This window comes from Aeromonas sp. PrichA-15, assembly GCF_017939245.1.
GTDB classification, from domain to species: domain Bacteria; phylum Pseudomonadota; class Gammaproteobacteria; order Enterobacterales; family Aeromonadaceae; genus Aeromonas; species Aeromonas caviae.
In genome coordinates this window covers 1-18,966 of sequence record NZ_JAGKRH010000244.1, presented here as the reverse complement: position 1 = coordinate 18,966, position 18,966 = coordinate 1, and the positions used below count along the sequence as shown (strand labels likewise).

15 protein-coding genes and 1 pseudogene are annotated in these 18,966 nt (G+C 63.5%); 6 read left to right on the top strand and 10 right to left on the bottom strand.

The features are described 5' to 3' along the window. Positions 1-111: pseudogene (locus J9889_RS20435) on the bottom strand (ATP-binding protein); the annotation flags it as partial. 14 nt (positions 112-125) lie between these two features. After that, complete coding sequence (istA, locus tag J9889_RS20430; RefSeq protein ID WP_001274811.1) at positions 126-1,667, bottom strand: IS21-like element ISAs29 family transposase; 1,542 nt, start codon at positions 1,665-1,667, stop codon at positions 126-128. A 201-nt stretch (positions 1,668-1,868) separates the two neighbouring features. Between istA and J9889_RS20425 the strand changes: the two genes are divergently transcribed. After that, positions 1,869-3,290 carry an EAL domain-containing protein gene (locus J9889_RS20425; protein WP_246878147.1) on the top strand — a complete coding sequence of 474 codons (1,422 nt, stop codon included), beginning with the start codon at positions 1,869-1,871 and terminating at the stop codon, positions 3,288-3,290. A 164-nt stretch (positions 3,291-3,454) separates the two neighbouring features. Continuing rightward, complete coding sequence (locus J9889_RS20420; protein WP_210557903.1) at positions 3,455-3,742, top strand: hypothetical protein; 288 nt, start codon at positions 3,455-3,457, stop codon at positions 3,740-3,742. 45 nt (positions 3,743-3,787) lie between these two features. Here the strand turns inward: J9889_RS20420 and J9889_RS20415 are convergent, their stop codons facing one another. Continuing rightward, on the bottom strand, positions 3,788-3,976 hold the full coding sequence (locus J9889_RS20415) for a hypothetical protein (RefSeq protein ID WP_010674183.1): 189 nt from the start codon (positions 3,974-3,976) through the stop codon (positions 3,788-3,790). A gap of 256 nt (positions 3,977-4,232) precedes the next feature. Beyond that, on the bottom strand, positions 4,233-6,134 hold the full coding sequence (gene speA, locus J9889_RS20410) for a biosynthetic arginine decarboxylase (RefSeq protein WP_042882536.1): 1,902 nt from the start codon (positions 6,132-6,134) through the stop codon (positions 4,233-4,235). Positions 6,135-7,159: 1,025 nt separating this feature from the next. Between speA and pepT the strand changes: the two genes are divergently transcribed. Further along, on the top strand, positions 7,160-8,386 hold the full coding sequence (gene pepT / locus J9889_RS20405; RefSeq protein WP_210557900.1) for a peptidase T: 1,227 nt from the start codon (positions 7,160-7,162) through the stop codon (positions 8,384-8,386). Positions 8,387-8,491: 105 nt separating this feature from the next. Next, complete coding sequence (locus J9889_RS20400) at positions 8,492-10,216, top strand: GNAT family N-acyltransferase (RefSeq protein ID WP_210557896.1); 1,725 nt, start codon at positions 8,492-8,494, stop codon at positions 10,214-10,216. A gap of 63 nt (positions 10,217-10,279) precedes the next feature. Here J9889_RS20400 and J9889_RS20395 read toward each other — a convergent pair whose 3' ends face one another. The 4 genes from J9889_RS20395 to J9889_RS20380 all read right to left on the bottom strand — a co-directional run bounded on the left by J9889_RS20395 (position 10,280) and on the right by J9889_RS20380 (position 13,189). Further along, positions 10,280-10,591, bottom strand: a complete 312-nt coding sequence (locus tag J9889_RS20395; RefSeq protein WP_010674179.1) for a SelT/SelW/SelH family protein — start codon at positions 10,589-10,591, stop codon at positions 10,280-10,282. Beyond that, on the bottom strand, positions 10,588-11,709 hold the full coding sequence (locus J9889_RS20390; RefSeq protein WP_210557894.1) for an adenosylhomocysteinase: 1,122 nt from the start codon (positions 11,707-11,709) through the stop codon (positions 10,588-10,590). Before J9889_RS20390 ends, J9889_RS20395 begins: the two co-directional genes overlap by 4 nt. Positions 11,710-11,894: 185 nt before the next feature. Beyond that, the gene (locus J9889_RS20385; protein ID WP_113979149.1) at positions 11,895-12,629 is read right to left on the bottom strand and encodes a hypothetical protein; all 735 of its coding nucleotides are present in this window, start codon (positions 12,627-12,629) and stop codon (positions 11,895-11,897) included. Then, on the bottom strand, positions 12,629-13,189 hold the full coding sequence (locus J9889_RS20380; protein WP_010674176.1) for a YceI family protein: 561 nt from the start codon (positions 13,187-13,189) through the stop codon (positions 12,629-12,631). The genes J9889_RS20385 and J9889_RS20380 overlap by 1 nt, the downstream gene beginning before the upstream one ends. A gap of 109 nt (positions 13,190-13,298) precedes the next feature. On the opposite strand from J9889_RS20380, the gene J9889_RS20375 reads away from it, so the two are divergent. Beyond that, on the top strand, positions 13,299-14,201 hold the full coding sequence (locus J9889_RS20375) for a LysR family transcriptional regulator (RefSeq protein ID WP_039038856.1): 903 nt from the start codon (positions 13,299-13,301) through the stop codon (positions 14,199-14,201). A gap of 8 nt (positions 14,202-14,209) precedes the next feature. Here J9889_RS20375 and J9889_RS20370 read toward each other — a convergent pair whose 3' ends face one another. Then, on the bottom strand, positions 14,210-14,611 hold the full coding sequence (locus J9889_RS20370; RefSeq protein ID WP_010674174.1) for a hypothetical protein: 402 nt from the start codon (positions 14,609-14,611) through the stop codon (positions 14,210-14,212). A 66-nt stretch (positions 14,612-14,677) separates the two neighbouring features. On the opposite strand from J9889_RS20370, the gene J9889_RS20365 reads away from it, so the two are divergent. Beyond that, on the top strand, positions 14,678-16,411 hold the full coding sequence (locus J9889_RS20365) for a formate--tetrahydrofolate ligase (RefSeq protein WP_210557891.1): 1,734 nt from the start codon (positions 14,678-14,680) through the stop codon (positions 16,409-16,411). Between the two features lie 293 nt (positions 16,412-16,704). Here the strand turns inward: J9889_RS20365 and J9889_RS20360 are convergent, their stop codons facing one another. Next, positions 16,705-18,792 (bottom strand): methyl-accepting chemotaxis protein, encoded by a 2,088-nt coding sequence (locus tag J9889_RS20360; protein ID WP_041215501.1) that lies wholly within the window; start codon positions 18,790-18,792, stop codon positions 16,705-16,707. Between the last annotated feature and the right edge of the window lie 174 nt (positions 18,793-18,966).

Genomic DNA, 18,966 nt, shown 5'->3' with positions numbered 1-18,966 from the left:
GATGAAGGGCAGCCCTTCGTAGGTACTTGCCTGTTCCAGTTGTTGTTGCACGGCATCCGCCATGCCGGTCAGTTTCAGGTGTCTCAAGCGGGTCAGCGTTTGTTGGGTCATGGGACGTATCCTCTTTAGTGGAAGCTCTGGGGGCCACGGATGTTCTCGTGCTCTTGCGGTAACTCTGGGTAGCTCAGCGGGCTTGCGGGCAGTTGGTCGCGGCCACTGGTCAGCACCGACTTGAGCTGTTTGAGTCGCACCAGACCTTCCCGGTTGGCCAACTGGCAACAGGCTTCAACCCGTGATGGCGGATACTCCCGGCTAAGACTCAGCAGCCCCAGGCAGAGTCGGTATGCCTGCTCGGCATGGGCTTTCTCTTCCAACCGTTCGCTAACCCAGCACAAGGTGCTCGGTCCGATGTCAGCAGCCCACTGTTTAAGACGCCCTGGGGTCCAGCGTTGCTGCTTGCTGTGACGTTCCGGCATGTGCTCAGGGAGCGTGCTCATCCCCGGGATGGTTTTACGTGGATGGCTCGCGACCAGCTGTTGCTGGTGATAGACCTGAAGCAGTGTGTCGCCTGCATGGAGCTCCAGTTGCTGACCCACATACTGGTGTGGCACCGAGTAATGGTGCTGCTCATAACTGACGTGATAGTCGATGTTGACCTTGACCGTTTTGATGGCGACATAGCGATAGGGATGCACCGGCAGTGGTCCCAGTGCCGGGCGGTCCAACTGCTCAAATGCGTCACGTCGGTTACCGGGCAGTTGCTTGAACGGACGCTCGTTGAGTTCGTTCAGCAAGGCACGGATGCACTGGTTGAGTTCGGCAAGCGAGAAGAAGGTCTGATGGCGTAGACGGGCCAGGATCCAGCGCTCGACGATCTGCACACCCACCTCCGCCTTGGCCTTGTCCTTGGGCTTGTAAGGACGAGCTGGCATCACCGCCACCTGATAGTGCTCGGCCAACTGCTGGTAGCTGGGGTTGAGCTCGGGATCGTATCGGCAAGCCTTGCTGACACCGCTCTTGAGGTTGTCGGGGATCAGCAGTGCCGGTGTCCCGCCGAAAAACTCAAAGGCACGGACATGGCTTTGCAGCCAGTCCGGCAGTGACTGTGACCAGGTGGCCTCGGCAAAGGTGTAGTTGGACGCACCGAGCACGGCGACAAAGACTTGTGCCTGACGGACCTCACCCGTAGTCGGCGACACGATGGGCACCGTGGGCCCGCAGTAGTCGATAAAGAGCTTTTCCCCCGCCTTGTGGATCTGGCGCATGGAGCGCTTTTGCAACTGACACCAGGACTTGTAACGGTCACAGAACTGGGAGTAGCTGTAACAGCTATTGGGATAGCGCTGGGTGTACTCCTCCCAGAGCAGCTGTTTGGAGACCCCCTTGCGCTTGAGCTCCTGATGGACAGAGGGCCAATCCGGCACAACATGGCGGGCCGAGATGGTGGTATCGGCCTGCGGATAGAACAGGGCAGCCAGTCGGCCATCATCAAGCTCGGTAGGTAAGGGCCAGGTAAGGCCGAGCGCCTGGGCACTTTTGAGGAGTTTCTGGATGGAGCCGACACTGACCTTGGTACAGATACTGATTTGGCGAACAGAGAGGTCAGCTTCCAGCCGCAGTCGCAGTACTTCACGAATTTTACGCATTGCAATCCTCTTGGCAGACATAGGCTCTTCCCTGGCAAAAGGGAGAGCGTATCAAAGGTTTTTAAATCAATGCGTTAAGGATGATTCCGGTGAATGTGAACAGTGATTCCGGGATGTTGAACACTGTTTCCGGAAAGGAGGGGCGAAGTGTTCAGGTTGAACCGGAATGAGCGTTCACATTGGTCCGGAAATGGTGTTCACGTTGAATCGGAATTGGTGTTCATGATCGGCCGGAATATGCACGCCATCGCCTTCGTGCTCTCCATGCTGGATGCCCACGCCGCCAAGCTCTCCACCTCCCTGCACCAGGCCCACGACGAGCTGCTCAAGCTGGCGCTCCATGACAGCCTGACCCGGCTGCCCAACCGGCTGCTGTTTGCCGACCGGCTGGAGCAGCGCATCCAGGAGTGTCAGCACAGCCAGCGCAGCTTCTCCCTGCTGTTTCTCGATCTCGACGGCTTCAAGATCATCAACGATGCCCACGGCCACCACACCGGGGATCTGCTGCTGGCCGAGGTGGCCCAGCGCATCACCGGCCTGCTCGGTGCCAGCGACACCGCCTCGCGCTTTGGCGGGGACGAGTTCGTGCTGGCCCTGGCGCCGGGGGACGTGAGCCAGGCCACGGCCTTTGCCGAGCGGCTGCTGGCCACCCTGGCCCAGCCCTATGAGTGGGAGCACCACAGCCTGCACATCACCGCCAGCATCGGCATTGCCGTCTATCCCCAGGATGGCACCAGCCTGCACGAGCTGACCCTCAACGCCGATGCCGCCATGTATTACGCCAAGGAGCAGGGGCGCAACGACTACTACTACTTCGACAGCGCCATGAACACCAACGCCCACCAGCAGTTCCTGCTGCACAAGGAGCTGCAACACGCCCTGGAGCGGGGGGAGCTGGCCCTGCACTACCAGCCCAAATACTGTGCCCGCAGCGGCCAGGTGGTCGGCGCCGAGGCCCTGCTGCGCTGGCAGCACCCGGAGCATGGTGCCGTCTCGCCGGCCAGCTTCCTGCCGCTGGCGGAGAAGAGCAGGCTCATCATCCCCATCGGCAACTGGGTCATCGACGAGGCGTGCCGCCAGATGAGCGCCTGGCGGGCGGCGGGTCATCACGACTGGAGCGTGGCGGTCAATCTCTCCACCATCCAGCTCGCCAGCCCCGGGTTGCTGGAGGAGGTGCAGGGCGCCCTCGCCCGCCATCGGCTCGAGGCCCGTCACCTGACCCTGGAGATCACCGAATCCACCGCCATGCAGAAGGCCGAGGAGAGCCTCGCCATCCTCAACCGTCTGGCCGAGCTCGGCCTTGGCATCTCCATCGACGACTTCGGCACCGGCTACTCCAGTCTGCTCTACCTCAAGCGCTTCCCCGCCAACGAGCTCAAGATTGACCGGGGCTTTGTCACCACCCTGGAACGGGGAGGCGACGATGCCACCATCATCGCCGCCATCATCGCCCTGGGTCAGGCCCTGGAGATGCGCATCGTGGCAGAGGGGGTGGAAACCCCGGAGCAGCGGGACCTGCTGACCGAGCTGGGCTGCGACACCTTGCAGGGCTACCTGCTCGGACGCCCCATGACCGGGGAGCAACTGCTTGTCCACTGCGCTCCCGAGACTCCCCAGCGGGTGCTGGAAGGTGTGCTTGCCTGACAAGCAGGTGGGGCGCTGCGCCCATGTCGCCAGAGTGATCACCAGCCCGATTGCGTCCCTTCACGACTCAAGGTAGTCTGCTGCAAGACTCGAATGCTCCTTTATCTTGCCGGGCGCATCGAGCGCCCCCCATGGCAGATCACCCGTTCAGAGGAGCCACATCCATGGCCAGATTCCAGTTCTTCAGCGTCCCCGCCTCCCGCCGTCAGCAATATACCTATGTCGACATGGCCTCCCCCACCTTCCTCACGGAGAAGGAGGCGCTGCTGATACAAGGGTTCGAGGTGGAAGAGGATTTCATCGACGCAGCCACTCCCCACGAGGCGGTGGAGAAGTACAGATCCGGTTTTCTCTACGTGGCGGACGAGATAGGCAAGTCAGACGAGGCCTATGCGGCGGCAACGGCCTTGCTGGAGATGGGCAAGAAGATCCTGGGCCGCAAGGCGGGCTGAGCAAGGCGGGCCGCCGGGACGATACCCCCGATGGCCCGCAGGCAGTCAGCGTTGAGGGTGCTGACGGAGCATCTCCACCAGCTCCTCTTCACTGCCGGGTTCATGGGCAAGCTGCAGGCTGGGGGCGGCGCCCCCCATCAGCATATAAACGTGAGTGCTGCAGTGATCGTAGTGATACCACTTACCGTCGATACAGACGTCGGTATAGCATCTCGGGTCCCTCTTGAGTTCCATACGCACATCCTTATGTGTCATTCACCAACCTCACCCTTGACCGTAAAATAAGGGACCTAAGTCCCCCTTGACCTGGATCAAGGGAGGTGGCGGGCAGAAGCGGGCAGTGGCCGGATCTGGCCGGGGCGGGATGCCGCCAGCCTGGATGACCGAGCCCGCCAACCGGCTCCAGCCTGGCAACAGCGCAACAAAAACGGCGCCCGAAGGCGCCGTTTTTCATGTCCGTCATTTGACCGACGGGGAACAAGCCGCTGGCTTATTCGTCTTCCAGGTAGGCGTAGCCTTGCAGACCCAGCTCCAGCTCGTCGAGCAGGGCCTTGCGGGTCTCGTCGTCCAGCGCCGGGTGGGAGACGATGCGCTGGTAGTTCTCGCGGATCACGGACGGGTCGATGTTGACGTAACGCAGCAGCTGGTCGACGGTGTCACCACGCACCACGTTGCGGATGTCCATCTTGCCTTCTTCATCCAGCCACACTTCCGCGCAGTGGGTGTCACCGAACAGGTTGTGCAGATCCCCCAGGATCTCCTGATAGGCACCCACCAGGAAGAAGCCGACATGGCACTCTTCGTGCTCACCGTAGACCGGCATCGGCAGGGTGCTTTCCACCCCCAGACCGTCGACGTAGTGCTCCACCTGACCGTCGGAGTCACAGGTGATGTCCATCAGGATGCCGCGGCGGGTGAGCGGACGCTCGAGGCCGGCCAGCGGCATCACCGGGAACACCTGACCGATACCCCAGGCATCCGGCAGGGACTGGAACAGGGAGAAGTTGGCAAAGCACTTGTCAGCCAGTTTCTCGGAGAGTTCGTCGGCCAGGGCGCGGTGGTTGCGGTTGACTGGGTTCAGCAGCTCCTTGAGCGCCAGACAGGTGTTCTGGTGCAGCATCTCGGCCCAGGCACGTTGCTCCAGGTTCAAGAGGCCCATGGTGTACTGGGCGTTGACGTCACCGAGATCCGCCACGGAGTCGTGGAAGATCTCCAGCAGGGAGGGATCTTCCCCGCGCAGGTCCAGCCACCCTTTCCACATGTTCTGCAAGATGGTGGGCGCGTCCTCGTCCGGGGCGCTGATGTCGTTCACCTCCACCCCTTCGGCACCAATGATATTGGTGACCAGCACGGCGTGGTGTGCAGTCAGGGCACGGCCGGACTCGCTGATGATGGTCGGGTGCGGCAGGTCGAACTCGCGGCAGACATCGCCGATGCCCCAGACCACGTTGTTGGCGTACTCGGAGAGGCTGTAGTTCGCGGAGCAGTGGCTCTGGGAACGGGTGCCCTCGTAGTCCACACCCAGGCCGCCGCCCACGTCCACCACCTCGACCTTGGCGCCAAGACGGCACAGCTCGGCGTAGAAGCGGCCGCACTCGCGGATGCCGCCCTGGATGTCGCGGATGTTGGCGATCTGGGAACCCAGGTGGAAGTGCAGCAGTTGCAGGCAGTCCAGCTTGCCGAGGCTGCGCAGACGCTCCACCAGCGCCAGGATCTGGGAGGCGGAGAGACCGAACTTGGACATGGAACCGCCGCTCGATTCCCACATGCCGGAGCCGGTGGACGCCAGACGGGCGCGCACCCCGATGTTGGGCTTGATGTTGAGACGAGCTGACTCGTCGAGCACCATTTCCAGCTCGGAGGGCTTCTCCACCACGATGTAGACCTTGTGGCCCATCAGGTTGCCCAGGAGGGCGTGGCGGATGTATTCGCGGTCCTTGTAACCGTTGCAGACGATCACGGACCCTTGCTCATGATGATGGGACAGCACGGCCAGCAACTCGGGCTTGGAGCCCGCTTCCAGCCCAAGCCTCGGCTTGTCGCTGTAGGACTGACTGATGGTCTCGATGACGCGGCGCTGCTGGTTTACCTTGATCGGGTAAACGCACAGGTAATCCCCTTCATAGCCTGACTTTTCGATGGCCTGACCGAAGGCGTTGAACAGCGCATCGACCCGGCTCTTGAGGATGTCGGGGAAACGCAGCAACACCGGCGTGGTCAGCCCGGACTGGCGCAGTTGCTCGATGGCCTCGGACAGCACGATCTGAGCCTCGGGGCGAGACTTGTCGGGAGAGACGGTCACATGACCGGCGTCATTGATATTGAAAAAACCCGCACCCCAGTAGGGAACGTTGTAGACCTTCAAGGAGTCCTTGCTGGACCAGTTAGTCATGGGCTATGCCTCGCAAATGAGCGGCCGTGGGCCGCCTTCGTTACCCTCAATCACATCCAGACCATTGATTGCAAAATGCGGCAAGCCAGAGCGGCCTGCTGACGTTGGACCCGCAACGGAGCATGCTCCGCCACATCCTGTTCATTGCACATCGCGGCAAGCCAAGGCTGCCTGGTGGATCTTGGGAAGTAACGAGTCTTGATGTGGGGCTGGTGGCTTTACATCAAGCTCAACGGTATGCGGTAACACCTTGCCGGCGTACCGCGGTACTTTGATGACAATCGGCATCAGCCACGCCGTTTGTTCATCATTCGGCAGCCATCCCGACGGACAGGAGAGGGTTTCAAGGAAGAGAAGGGAAGACGTCAGCACGCATCGTGTTGATGGACGACAACCACTACGACCCGCTCAACGCCAGTGACCGCCCATGACAAGGGAGATGATGAGCCCGAAGCCCACTCGGTCAGCTGAAAGATGAGAGTCCGTTGTTCTCCCTGATACCGGAGCCTAACCGGTATTAAAGAAACCATTCCCCAGCAGTGTCTGTCGTTTCTGCGTGCCTCGCCCTATAGGCGTCATGATCCTGCGGGTCTGGCGGACACGGCCTGCGCAGGGTTGCCCTTGGATCGGCGCGGAGTGTACACACTTACCGCAGCCAGTGACAATAAAAAATCGTGTTAAAAAACGGGTTTTCATCGGGGGGCAAAATCTCGCTGCCAGCAAGGCGGGCTCTGGGATGGCGAGGGATGGGAGTGCGTGGGCGAGGCGATGAAAATAACCAACACGTCACGCATTTTGGGTCACCCCTTGCCAGCGCTGGGCCGAGGGGAAATTCAGCTTTTTCGCAATTGCTTAACCAGTTTTTATTTTGGAATTTTTATGCAAGGTGCCAAGCGATGATCCCCGCCCCTCCCCCTCGATGGCCCTTCTCTCCCCCACAAAGTCATCAAAAACTGCGCTGACGCAATAAGCGGCGCCGCCGTCTTGGCCACAATGACTCCTCTTTCGTGACCCGAGGCTTGCCCATGAACACCCTGCTTTCGCGCTTTCTCCACTACCTCACCTTTCATACCCGTTCCGATGCGACCAATCCTGCCTGCCCCAGCAGCGAGGGACAGCGCCTCTTCGCCCGGGCCCTGTGCGACGAAATGACGCAGATGGGGCTGAGCCAGGTCACCCTGGACGAGCATGGTTACCTCACCGCCTGCCTGCCGGGCAACCAGCCGGATGCCCCCGCCATCGGGCTCATCGCCCACATGGACACCGCCGATTACGAGGCCGAGTGCGTCGTTCCCCAGATAGTCGAGCACTATCAGGGGGGCGATATCTGCCTTGGCAAGGGGGATGAGGTGCTGGCCATCCGCCAGTACCGCTTCCTGAAAAACTACCTGGGGCAGGATCTCATCACCACCGACGGCACCACCCTGCTGGGGGCCGACGACAAGGCGGGCATCGCCGAGATCCTCACCGCCGTGGAATACCTGCAGGCTCACCCCGAGATCCCCCGTGGCGATGTCTGGGTCGGCTTTACCCCGGACGAGGAGATAGGGCGCGGTGCCGACCGCTTCCCGCTGGACCGCTTCCCGGCCAAGTGGGCCTACACGGTGGATGGTGGCGAACTCGGCGAGCTCGAATGCGAGAACTTCAACGCCGCCAGCGCCACGGTGCGCATCACAGGCAACAACGTCCACCCCGGCACCGCCAAGGGCAGCATGATCAACAGCCAGACCCTGGCCGCCCGCTTCCATGCCGCCATGCCCGCCGAGCAGACCCCGGAGTGCACCCAGGGGTATGAGGGCTTCTTCCACCTGGCCCGGATGGAGGGCACGGTGGAGGAGACCACCCTGCACTACCTCATCCGCGACTTCGACGATGACTGCTTCGCCGCCCGCAAGGCCCAGCTCAAGGAGCGGGTCGCCTCCCTGCAGCTGGACGCCCCCAGGGCGCGCATCACCCTGGAGATAGCGGACAACTACCGCAACATGCGCAGCCAGATAGCGCCCCATCCCCACATCGTCGAGCTGGCCAAAGCCGCCATGGAGGCCGCCGACGTGGTGCCCAAGATCAAACCCATTCGCGGCGGCACCGACGGAGCCCGGCTCTCCTTCATGGGGCTGCCCTGCCCGAACCTGTTCACCGGCGGCCACAACTTCCACGGCAAGCACGAGTTCATCCCCCTGCAATCCATGGAAAAAGCGGTCGCCACCCTGGTGGCGCTGGTGCGCCTCACCTCTGCCTGGCGGGCAGAGTAAGGGGGCAAGGACGGGGCTCGCCCCGTCATCAAACCGTCACCCAACCGACACACGAAAGGCACGCTGGGGCGTCAAGCTGGGGCAAAGTTCAGCGGAGCCTTGCCCATGTTCGACGTCGATACCCTGCTGGGGCAGCACCTGCCCCGCCTCGCCAGCCAGCCCCTCCTCCGTCCCCTGATGAGGCAGGGACTGCGCTGGTTGCTGCACGAAGAGGCCTTCACCCGCTTTGCCACGCGCCATCCCCACCTGCGCGGTCTGGACTTCGTCGAGCAGGCCCTCACCGAGCTCCACTTCGACTACCGGGTGAGCGAGGCCGAGCTCGAGCACATTCCCGCCAGCGGCCGGGTCATTCTTGTCGCCAATCACCCCATCGGCTCCCTGGACGGGCTGGCCCTGCTGCGCCTCATCGGGCGCATCCGCCCCGACGTCAAAATAGTGGCCAACCAGGTGCTGGCCCAGCTCGCACCGCTGCGCCCTTTGCTGCTGCCGGTGGACAACCTGGGGGGCAAGACCGACAGGCAGGCCATCCTCGCTATGAATGAACACCTCGCCGCCGACGGGGCCCTGGTTATCTTCCCCGCAGGCGAGGTCTCCCGCCTCGGCCCCAAGGGGGTGAAGGATGGCCCCTGGCAGGCCGGCTTCATCAAGCTGGCCCAGCGCAGCCGAACGCCCCTGGTGCCCATTCACCTGGGAGGGCGCAACAGCCTCTGGTTCTATCTCGCCTCCTGGCTCAACAAGCCCGCTTCCGCCCTGCTGCTGGTACGCCAGCTGTTTCGCCAGCAGGGGCAGACGCTGCCGGTGACCATAGGGGCGCGCATTCCCCTCGCCAGTTTTCAGGAGCTGCCGGCCAAGACGGCGGCCCGGCTGGTGCGCGGCCACCTCTACCAAATCGCTCGGGGCAAGGCGGGACGGTTGCAGACCGAGGCCCCCATCGCCCTGCCGGAGGATCGCCGCCTGCTGAAACAGGCCATCGACGGGTGCGAGCTGCTCGGCCAGACCCCGGACGGCCAGCGCATCCTGCTCTATCGTCGCCACGAGCAGAGCCACTCGGTGATCCTGCGCGAGCTGGGGCGCCTGCGGGAGATCGCCTTTCGGGCGGTGGGGGAAGGCTCGGGCAAGCGGCGGGATCTCGATGCCTTCGACGATGACTATCACCATCTCATCCTCTGGGATCCCGCCCGCCTCGACATCATCGGTGCCTACCGTTTCGCCCCGGTGGCCGAACGGCTGGCCAGCAAGGGGCTGGATGGCCTCTACAGCCACACCCTGTTCGGCTTCGAAGAGAAGCTGCTGCCCCGGCTGGAACAGGCCATCGAGCTTGGCCGCAGCTTCATCCAGCCCGCCTACTGGGGCAAGCGGGGGCTCGATTACCTCTGGTTCGGCATCGGGGCCTATCTGGCCCGCTATCCCCAATACCGCTACCTGTTCGGGCCCGTCACCCTCTCCGGCAGCTTGCCGCCGGCGGCCAAGGATCTGCTGGTGAGCTTCTATCGCCAGCACTTCGCCCCCGCCCTTGCCCTCGCCCCTTCCCGCCGCCCCTATCCCGCCACGCCGACGCTGTTCGAGGGGCGCGATTACGGGGACGACCTCAAGGTGCTCAAGGCCGGGCTAGACAACCTGGGCTGCGCCATTCCCACCCTCTACAAGCAGTACGCCGAGCTGTGCGAGCCGGGGGGCGTGCAGTTCATGGACTTTGGCATCGACCCGGACTTCAACCACTGCATCGACGGCCTGGTGTGGGTGGACGTGAGCCGCATCAAGCCCCACAAGCGGGCCCGCTATATCGGCCTCCCCGCCGGGGAAGCGCTGGCCACCTCTGGCGACCGTTGACCGGGGGCTGCAACGAAAGAGGGAGGCCTGCGCCTCCCTCTTTCACATCATGGGTGATGCCGCCTACTCGGCTGCGGGTTTGCGATCCGCATGGCCGAGATCCCGCTCCGGGGCGATGACATCCCGCACCCGCTGCTTGATCTCCTTGGCCTCGGGGAAGCCCTCGTCGGCCACCCTGTCCCACACCAGCACCCCGTCCACCAGGATGCGAAACTCCCCCTTGCTGGCAGGCACCAGGGCCACCTCTCCCAGTTCGCCGTCGAAGGTGGAGAGCAGCTCCTGGGCGAGCCAGGCGGCCCGCAGCATCCAGCGGCAGAGGGTACAGTAACGGATTTCGATGCGCGGTTTCGCGAGGGGCAAATGGGTGTCTGTCATGGGGTGACTCCGTGAAAATCGGTCAACCAGTGGCGAGCGATGCGCTGCATGGTGGCCTGGGGCAGTTCGTGAAGGCCCGGGGTGGATGCCTGATGGGCCAGTTGGTGCACCCCTTCGATGATCTCCGCCAGCACCAGGTAGACATATTCGCCGATGACGGCGCCGTGGACGAAGTTGACCGCCTCCCCCCGGTTGAGCAAAAAGATGGTGCTGCCGTCCGGCCGGGTCAGGGCCAGCACATGGGGACACACCTCCTCGCTCGGCCAGGGCAGCTGGGCGAGGCTGAAGGCGAATTCGTCGTCGGCGGAGGTGACCGAGGCCAGCATGGCGCCGGGGCGCAGGGCCTGCAGATCGGATATATCGAGGGAGCCGTTGCCGGTGGAGCAGATCACCAGCTCGGCGCGGCCCAGGGCTTCGGCCTTGTTCACCAGCTTGAAGCCGTGGGAGAGCGCCTCCACCTGGCGCAGGGCATCCGTCTCCACCAGCTCCAGATGCAGGTTGCGACAGCGCAGTTCCCGGGCGATGCTGCGCCCCACCTTGCCATAGCCGAACAGGGCGGCCTGGCAGACATTGAAGGTACGCCTCAGGGTACGTGCGAGGGACTCCGCGGAGTAGACCACGCTCAGGCCGATCTGGATATCTTCCGCCTGCTTAAGGGGGCTGCGGGCCACCGAGATGACGGGGGCCGCCAGGGACTCCTGTTCGTAGCGCTGATGGCCGTTCTCGGTCATCTCCACCACCCCGATGAAGCGTGCGCCAAAGTGCTCGGCCAGTACCGCCTGGCTCTTGGCGAAGTAGCCGCCGATGTCGAGGATGATGAGCCGCTCGTGGGACATCACCAGGGGGGCAATCTGGGCGATCACCTCACCGGGATCCGAGGTCCAGTGGCGATTGAGGGGCAGCACGGGGTAGTGCTGCTGAGCCCAGGCCAGCGTCGGCCCGTGCACGGACTTGGGTTTGGGCAGGATGGCACCGACCCGGCCCACCCCATCGAGCACCTGGATGAAGTCGGGTCTGTCGGGAAGCAGGTGGGTCACCAGCAGGATGCAGAGATCCCCAAGACATCCCTGTTCGGTGAAATGGCGAAAAAACAGATGCTCAGATCCCTGACTGCGCAACTGTGGCCTCCTTAGCGTGCCGCGGGAAAGCAGGCAAACAGAACCCGGCATAGCCGGGTTCTGTGTGTATTCAGATAATGGAAAATCCTTTTTATCCGAAAGCACCATGGGTCTCAATCTTTATCTGTCCAGACTTTGACAAGCCCATCAATTTCTAAGGTAATAGCCTGTTTTTCATGCAAAAATCAGTAAAGTGATGCCTCTGGCCATACCCACCACAGACCCACTCCGGCACCGACGGCCGCCACCAGGATCAAGACCCCCCAGCGAGAGAGTCCCGGGCGCCCGTGCAGGGCACGTTCCAGCAGCGGCAATAGCCAGACCGGCAGCAGCACCAGCAGGGGCACTTCCACGTACTGCCAGGCGAGCATCTGCACGAAGGCGAGTGAAAGCCCCAGGGCAGCCGGGGTCACCTTGACCCCTGCAAAGGCGCCGAGCAGGGCACGGAATCCGGCAAACGCGGCCAGGGCCCCCGTCAGCTGGGCGATGAGCAGGCTGCCATCGATGCCGATGACCAGCGCCAGCCAGATGAAAGCCAGGGCGAAGCCGAGCCCCTCCTCGCTGTCACCACGCCAGCTCGTCCAGCCAGACCAGAGGATGGCGGGCAGCAGGGCCAGCCAGATCCCGGGCTCGCTCGCCAGCACGGAGGCCAGCCCCTGCCACCACACCAGGGCGCCCAGCACCCCGAACAGCGCGAGGGCGACCCCCTTGCTGGTACCCTGGGTCAGGGCGGGTACCAGCAGGGTCAGCGGCAGCCACTGCCACGCCTTCACCGGCAGGCCATAGGCACCGCCCAGCAGGCAGCCTACCAGCCAGATCCCCAGGGCGCCCCACAGATAGCCCAGCCGCGGCCAGCGCCACGACAGCAAAGCGGCTCCTAAAGGAGCCGCCAGGGTTTGAAGCAGGAGTGCTGCGCCCATTACTTGCGCACGCCTTCAACGAACAGGTTGATGGTCATCTCGTCAGGGATGTTCGGCACCATGTAGTTCACGCCGAACTCGCTGCGCTTGATGGTGGTGGTGGCGTTGAAGCCGCTGCGGTAGCCGCCCCAGGGATCCTTGCCTTCGCCGATGTGGACCAGGTCGAAGGCCACGTCCTTGGACACGCCGTGCAGGGTCAGGGTGCCCTTGAGTACGCCTTTGTCTTTGGTGCCTTCATAGCCGGTGCTGACGAAGGTCATCTTGGGGTACTGCTTCACGTCCAGGAAGTCGGGGCTGCGCAGGTGCTTGTCGCGGGCCTCGTGGTTGGAGTCCACGCTGGCGGCATCGATTTCGAAGCTCGCCTTGGCCGCCGCCGGGTTGGCGTCGTCCATGCTGAAGGTGCCACTGAAGGTGTTGAACCGGCCGACCAGTTCGGAGAAGCCGAGGTGGCCCACCTTGAACTGGACTGTGGTGTGCGCTGCATCGACATCGTAATCGGCAGCCATCAGGGGAGCCGCCATAAACAGGCAGGAGGCCAGCAGGGCCTTGGTCATTTTCATTCCGAACGTTCCTTCATTGGGGGTTCACAACGGTGAACAAAATGCTAACCTCCTATCGAGAATAGATAATTATCGATTTATTAAAATAATTATCAACCGAGAGTGGAATATGGATCAGATAGCCGCCATGCGCACCTTCATCAAGGTGGTGGAGTGCCAGAGCTTCACCAAGGCCGCCCATCAGCTCGGGATCTCGGTCGCCATGACCTCCAAGCTGATGCAGCAGCTCGAGGAGTCCCTCTCCACCCGACTGCTGTCGCGCACCACCCGCCAGGTCAATCCCACCGAGGCGGGCCAGTTCTACTACCAGCGCTCCCTGGCCCTGCTGGCGGAGCTGGAAGAGACCCACAGCCAGCTCACCCACAACAACCAGCAGCCCCAGGGCACCCTCAAGCTCTCGGTGCCCATGGATTTCGGCTACCTGCACCTCTCCCCCGCCCTGCCCCTGTTTCGCGAGCGCTACCCGGACTTGAAGCTCGAGATTGAGTACAGCGACCGGCGGGTGGCCCTGGTGGAGGAGGGGTTCGATCTGGCGCTGCGCATCGGCAACCTGCCGGACTCCTCCCTGGTGGCCAAGCCGCTCGCCATGATGAAGATGGTGGTGTGCGCCAGCCCCGACTACCTGGCCCGCCGGGGCAGGCCGAAGACCCCGGAGGATCTCAAGCAGCACGACTGCCTCATCTACACCCTGACCCAGCCGGACTGGGTCTTCAAACGGGATGGGGAGGAGCACAGCATCCGCCCCCAGGGGCCCCTTCGCGCCAACAACGGGGTGGCCCTGACCCGGGCCGCCTGCGACCACCAAGGCATCATCTTGCAGCCCACCTTCATCGTGGGGGATGCGCTGCGCTCGGGGGCGCTGGTCCCCTTGTTGCTGGAGTGGGAGAAGGGGCAGGTGGGGCTCTATGCCCTCTATCCGCACCGCCGTTTCGTGTCGGCCAAGGTGCGCTGCTTCATCGAATTCGTGCAGGAGCGCTATCTGGCGCCCCACTACTGGGACAGGGAGACCTGAGCCCGGGCTCAGGGGGTGGGCATCAGCTCGGCCACCAGCAGGTGATCCTGCTGGCTCATCTGCCAGCGTGGCAGGCGCTGGCGCAAGGCGGCGAGCTCGGCCTCCCCCAGCGCATAGGGCAGGGTGACGTGCAGGCAGTGGCAATCCAGCATGGCCGCCAACTGCATCATCAGGGCGAGGTTTGCCTCGTCGCTCTTGTGCTTGTTGATGCGCTTGCCGAGCTCGTGGCGAAAGTGGGTCTCGGGATCCTGGGTCATCGCCTGCCAGCCGTAACCAAAGAGCGGGATGAAGGCGCTGACGATGCCAAGGGCGGTGAGGGGCCGTTTGGGCGGGTGATAGAGGGCATTGAGATCCAGCAGGATGGGGCTTTGATGGGGCTCACGACTGCCGGATAAAATAGTATTGCTCATTGGATTACCCTGTTGATTCCTCTAGACTTCGCCGCATATTTGACCTGACATGCCAACGAGGTGCTGATGCTAAGCGATATCGAGATCTCCCGCCAGTCCCCCCGCCTGCCCATCGCCGAGGTGGCAGCACAGCTCGGCATAGCGGCCGCCCATCTCCACCCCCACGGCCATTACAAGGGCAAACTCGACCTCGCGCTGCTCCATCACGCCCCCGCCCGCGAGCCCGGCAAGCTGGTGCTGGTGAGCGCCATCACGCCCACCCCCCTTGGGGAGGGCAAGACGGTCACCACGATCGGCCTCTCCATGGGGCTCAACCACATCGGCCAGCCCAGCATAGCCACCATTCGCCAGCCGAGCCTCGGCCCCGTCTTCGGGGTCAAGGGGGGCGCCGCCGGGGGCGGCATGGCCCAGGTGGTGCCGATGGAAGAGATGAACCTGCACCTCACCGGGGATTTTCACGCCCTCACCGCCGCCCACAACCTTGCCTCTGCCGCCCTCGATGCCCGCCTGTTCCATGAACGTAAACTCGGTGACCTGTTCAGCGCCAGAACCGGCCTGGCGCGGCTCGATATCGACCCGGCCAACATCCTCTGGCCCCGCACCCTGGACATGAACGACCGGGCGCTTCGCCACCTCACCCTCGGCCAGGGCGGCGCTGCCGATGGGGTCGAGCGCCCCGATCGCTTCGTCATCACCGCCGCCTCCGAGCTGATGGCCATTCTGGCGCTGGCCAGGGATCTCAAGGACTTGCGCGCGCGTATTGGCCGCATCCAGCTCGCCCTCGACCTGCGCGGCAAGCCCATCACCGCCGAGCAGCTGGAAGTGGCGGGGGCCATGACGGTGCTGCTCAAAGACGCCCTCAAGCCCACCCTGATGCAGACCACGGAGCAGACCCCTGTGCTGGTCCACGCCGGCCCCTTTGCCAACATCGCCCACGGCAACTCTTCCGTCATCGCCGATCGCATGGCGCTGGGTCTTGCCGACTACGTGGTGACCGAGGCGGGTTTTGGCTCCGACATGGGGCTGGAGAAGTTCTTCAACATCAAGTATCGCCAATCCGGCCTCGCCCCCGCCTGCGTGGTGCTGGTGGCCACGGTGCGCGGCCTCAAGGCCAACAGCGGCCTGCTTGACATCCGGCCGGGCCAGCCGCTGCCGGCCAGCCTGCAAGGGGAAGATCTCCCCACCCTGACAGCGGGGTGCGCCAACCTCGCCTGGCATATTCACAACGCCCGCCGTTACGGGGTGCCCGTGGTGGTCGCCATCAACCGCTTCCCCACCGACAGCGACGCCGAGCTGGCCCTGCTGGAGGCGGCGGCGCGCCAGGCCGGTGCCTGTGGCGTCGCCCTCTCCCGGGCCTTCACTGACGGTGGCGCGGGTGCGGCGGATCTGGCTCACGCCGTGGTGGCGGCCTGCAAGCAGCCCAGTGAGGTCAGGCTGCTCTACCCCGATGAGATGAGCCTTGCCGCCAAGCTCGCCACCCTGGTGGAGTGCGGCTATGGCGGCCGGGGCGTCACCCTCTCGGACAAGGCGCGCCAGCAACTGGCCAGACTCTCGGCAGAGGGTCAGGATCACCTGCCCGTCTGTATGGCCAAGACGCCGCTCTCCCTGAGCCATGACCCGGCCAGGAAGGGCGTGCCGACGGACTTCGAGGTCCCCATCGAGGAGGTGAAACTCTGCGCGGGGGCAGGCTTCGTCTATGCCCTGGCAGGCCCCATCATGACCATGCCGGGCCTGGGCAGTCTGCCGGCCTATCGCCATATCGACATCGACGATGACGGGGAGATTGTCGGCCTGAGCTGACGGCGCCCAGGTCCAGCCAGAAACAACAAGGCCCCGCCGATTGGCGGCAATGCTGTTCACTTAAGAGAATTTGAGTTCCAGTCTACGTAGTATCAGGACAAAAAATCGAGGGAGGCATGATGCCTCCCTCTTTCTATTGCAAGCCCCGCTGGATAAAGGCTGGAGGAAGATCGACTGGACACAGCCTTGCCCCCTCAACTCAAATCCAATTTATGAATAATCAGTCAAAAAAGTGCTTATCTGAACAGCATTGCGCCGATTGGCGGGGCCTTGTTGTGCGTATCAGAACGCCATCAGTAGTGGAAGCGCCCCAGCTTGCTCATGACCGTCTCGGTCAACCCGTGCATCTGCCGGCTCTGGGCATCCTGCTCCCGGGCCACCCGGGTGGAGGCGCTCGCCAGCTCGTGGATGTTGCTGACGTTCTGGTTAATCTCCTCGCTCACCTTGGATTGCTGCTCGGCGGCGCTCGCAATCTGGGTCGCCATGTCCTGGATACGGTCGGCGGCCTGCACTATGGTCGCCAGCTCGCTTACCGCCTGCTCGGCATCACGCAGCGCCAGGCTGCTCAACTGGCGCCCCTCTGTCATGGTGTCGACTGCGGCACGCGTGGTATCCCGCAGCCTGTCTATCATCTGCTGGATCTCCTGGGTCGAGGCCCGGGTCTTGGAGGCCAGGGTACGCACCTCGTCGGCCACCACGGCGAAACCGCGACCATGTTCACCGGCCCGTGCCGCCTCGATGGCTGCATTCAGCGCCAGCAGGTTGGTCTGCTCAGAGATGGTCCGGATCACATCCAGGATGCTGCCAATCTGCACCCCCTGCTGCTGCAAGGCGGTGATCCTGTCCGACACCTCGCTGACCTGGGCACTCAACTGGCGGATGCCGTTGGCAGAGGCGCTCACCACCTGCTGACCCTTGTGCACCGCATGACGGGTCTCATCCACCGCCTGGGCCGTGATCTGGGCGCTGCTGGAGACGGAGTCTGCGGTCGATGACATTTCATGGATGGCCGTGGCCACCAGCTCGACCTGCTCCAGCTGGTGATGGCTGTTCGCCAGCCCCTGCTGGGCCTGCCTGGCCGAGTTCACCGCCGCCTGCTGCAACTCGTGCACGCTGGTGGCGGTGTCGGTCACTATGCCCTGCACGGTCGCGACGAACTGGTTGATCCCCTCCGCCAGCACCCCGGTCTCATCGCGCCGGTGCTGGGTCAGCCGCTGGGTCAGATCCCCTCCGGCGCTGGAGAGACGCGCCACCATGCGAGCCGTCTCCTGCACCGGCCGGGAGATGGACCCTGCCGCGAAAGCGAGCCCGACCAGACCGATACCCGCCACCAGGATGCCCACCATCAGCTGGGTCCAGACCCCCTTGCCAAAGGCCTCGGCACGGGCCTGCGCCATCCGCTCGTACTCGGCATAGAGGGCGCTGCCCGGCACCTCGATGGCGATCCCCCAGGCCTGTGTGACCTTGTTGAGGCTGATGGGTGCGAATACCCTCAAGCCATCGGCGTGCTCGTCGCTGCCCCTCTCGCCGCGTTGCAACTGGGCCAGCAAGGATGGATCCTGCAAGCGCTGCCCTACCCCGTCGCCATCGCGGGAGTCGGCGGCGATGATGCCCATGGGGCTGATGATGCGCACCCTGCCCTGCCCGTCGAATACCCGTCGGCTGATGTCAGCGGCCAGCCGTTGCAGGTAGTTGAGGGAGTAGTCGATGCCCACCATGCCGAGGTATTGATCCCCGTTCAGCACAGGCACCACGAAGGAGGTGAGCAGGGTGGGCTGACCGTTGACCTGGTAGACGGAGGGGTCGACGGCGCAGCTTGCCTTGCTCTCCTGCGGACAGAGATACCACTCGGAGGCCCGGATTCCGGTCGCGCTCGGCGTCTTGCTGTAGAAATCCCCCAGGGGTTTGAGGTCAAAACCGGCCGGGCCGCGGCTCCAGTAGGGGGCGAAGTTGCCCGATGCCTGGCTATGCCGGCCATCACCGGTATGGAGCGCATCCTGACCGTCGAAACGATCCGCCTCCCAGCCACTGTAGATGCTGAGGAAATCCGGGTTGCGATCCCCTATGTCCTTGAGCAGGGCCGTGACCTCGTCCCGATCGAGAGGCTCGGACTGATGGACATTGCCCGCCAGCAGTGCCGCCAGGGTTTCGGCCGCATCCAGCGCCAGTTCGAAGGAGCGTGCCACCTCGCTCGCCTGACCATCCGCCAGGGTCAGCAGCCACTGCCTGGCCTGCTGGCGGGCCGCGTCGTGGCTCTCCTGCTGGATCTTCTCCTGCATGCTGGCCAGGGAAACATAGCTGTAACCCACCACGCTGAGGACGGTGGTCAGCAGGATGCAACCCGCAAAGAACATGACTTGATACTTGATGGAACGGAACATGGCGGATGGTGGGTCTCTTGAGCCAAAACAGGGCCTTGTTGCTCAAATCGGGGAACTATCTGTCATCTCGGTGATCTGATCCTGTAGCGCAGTCTCCGAGAGCATCAGATGGGCAAGTCCAAGCACAAGATCAGCAACTGGCAGCAGTACAACCAAGCTTTGGTGCAACGCGGT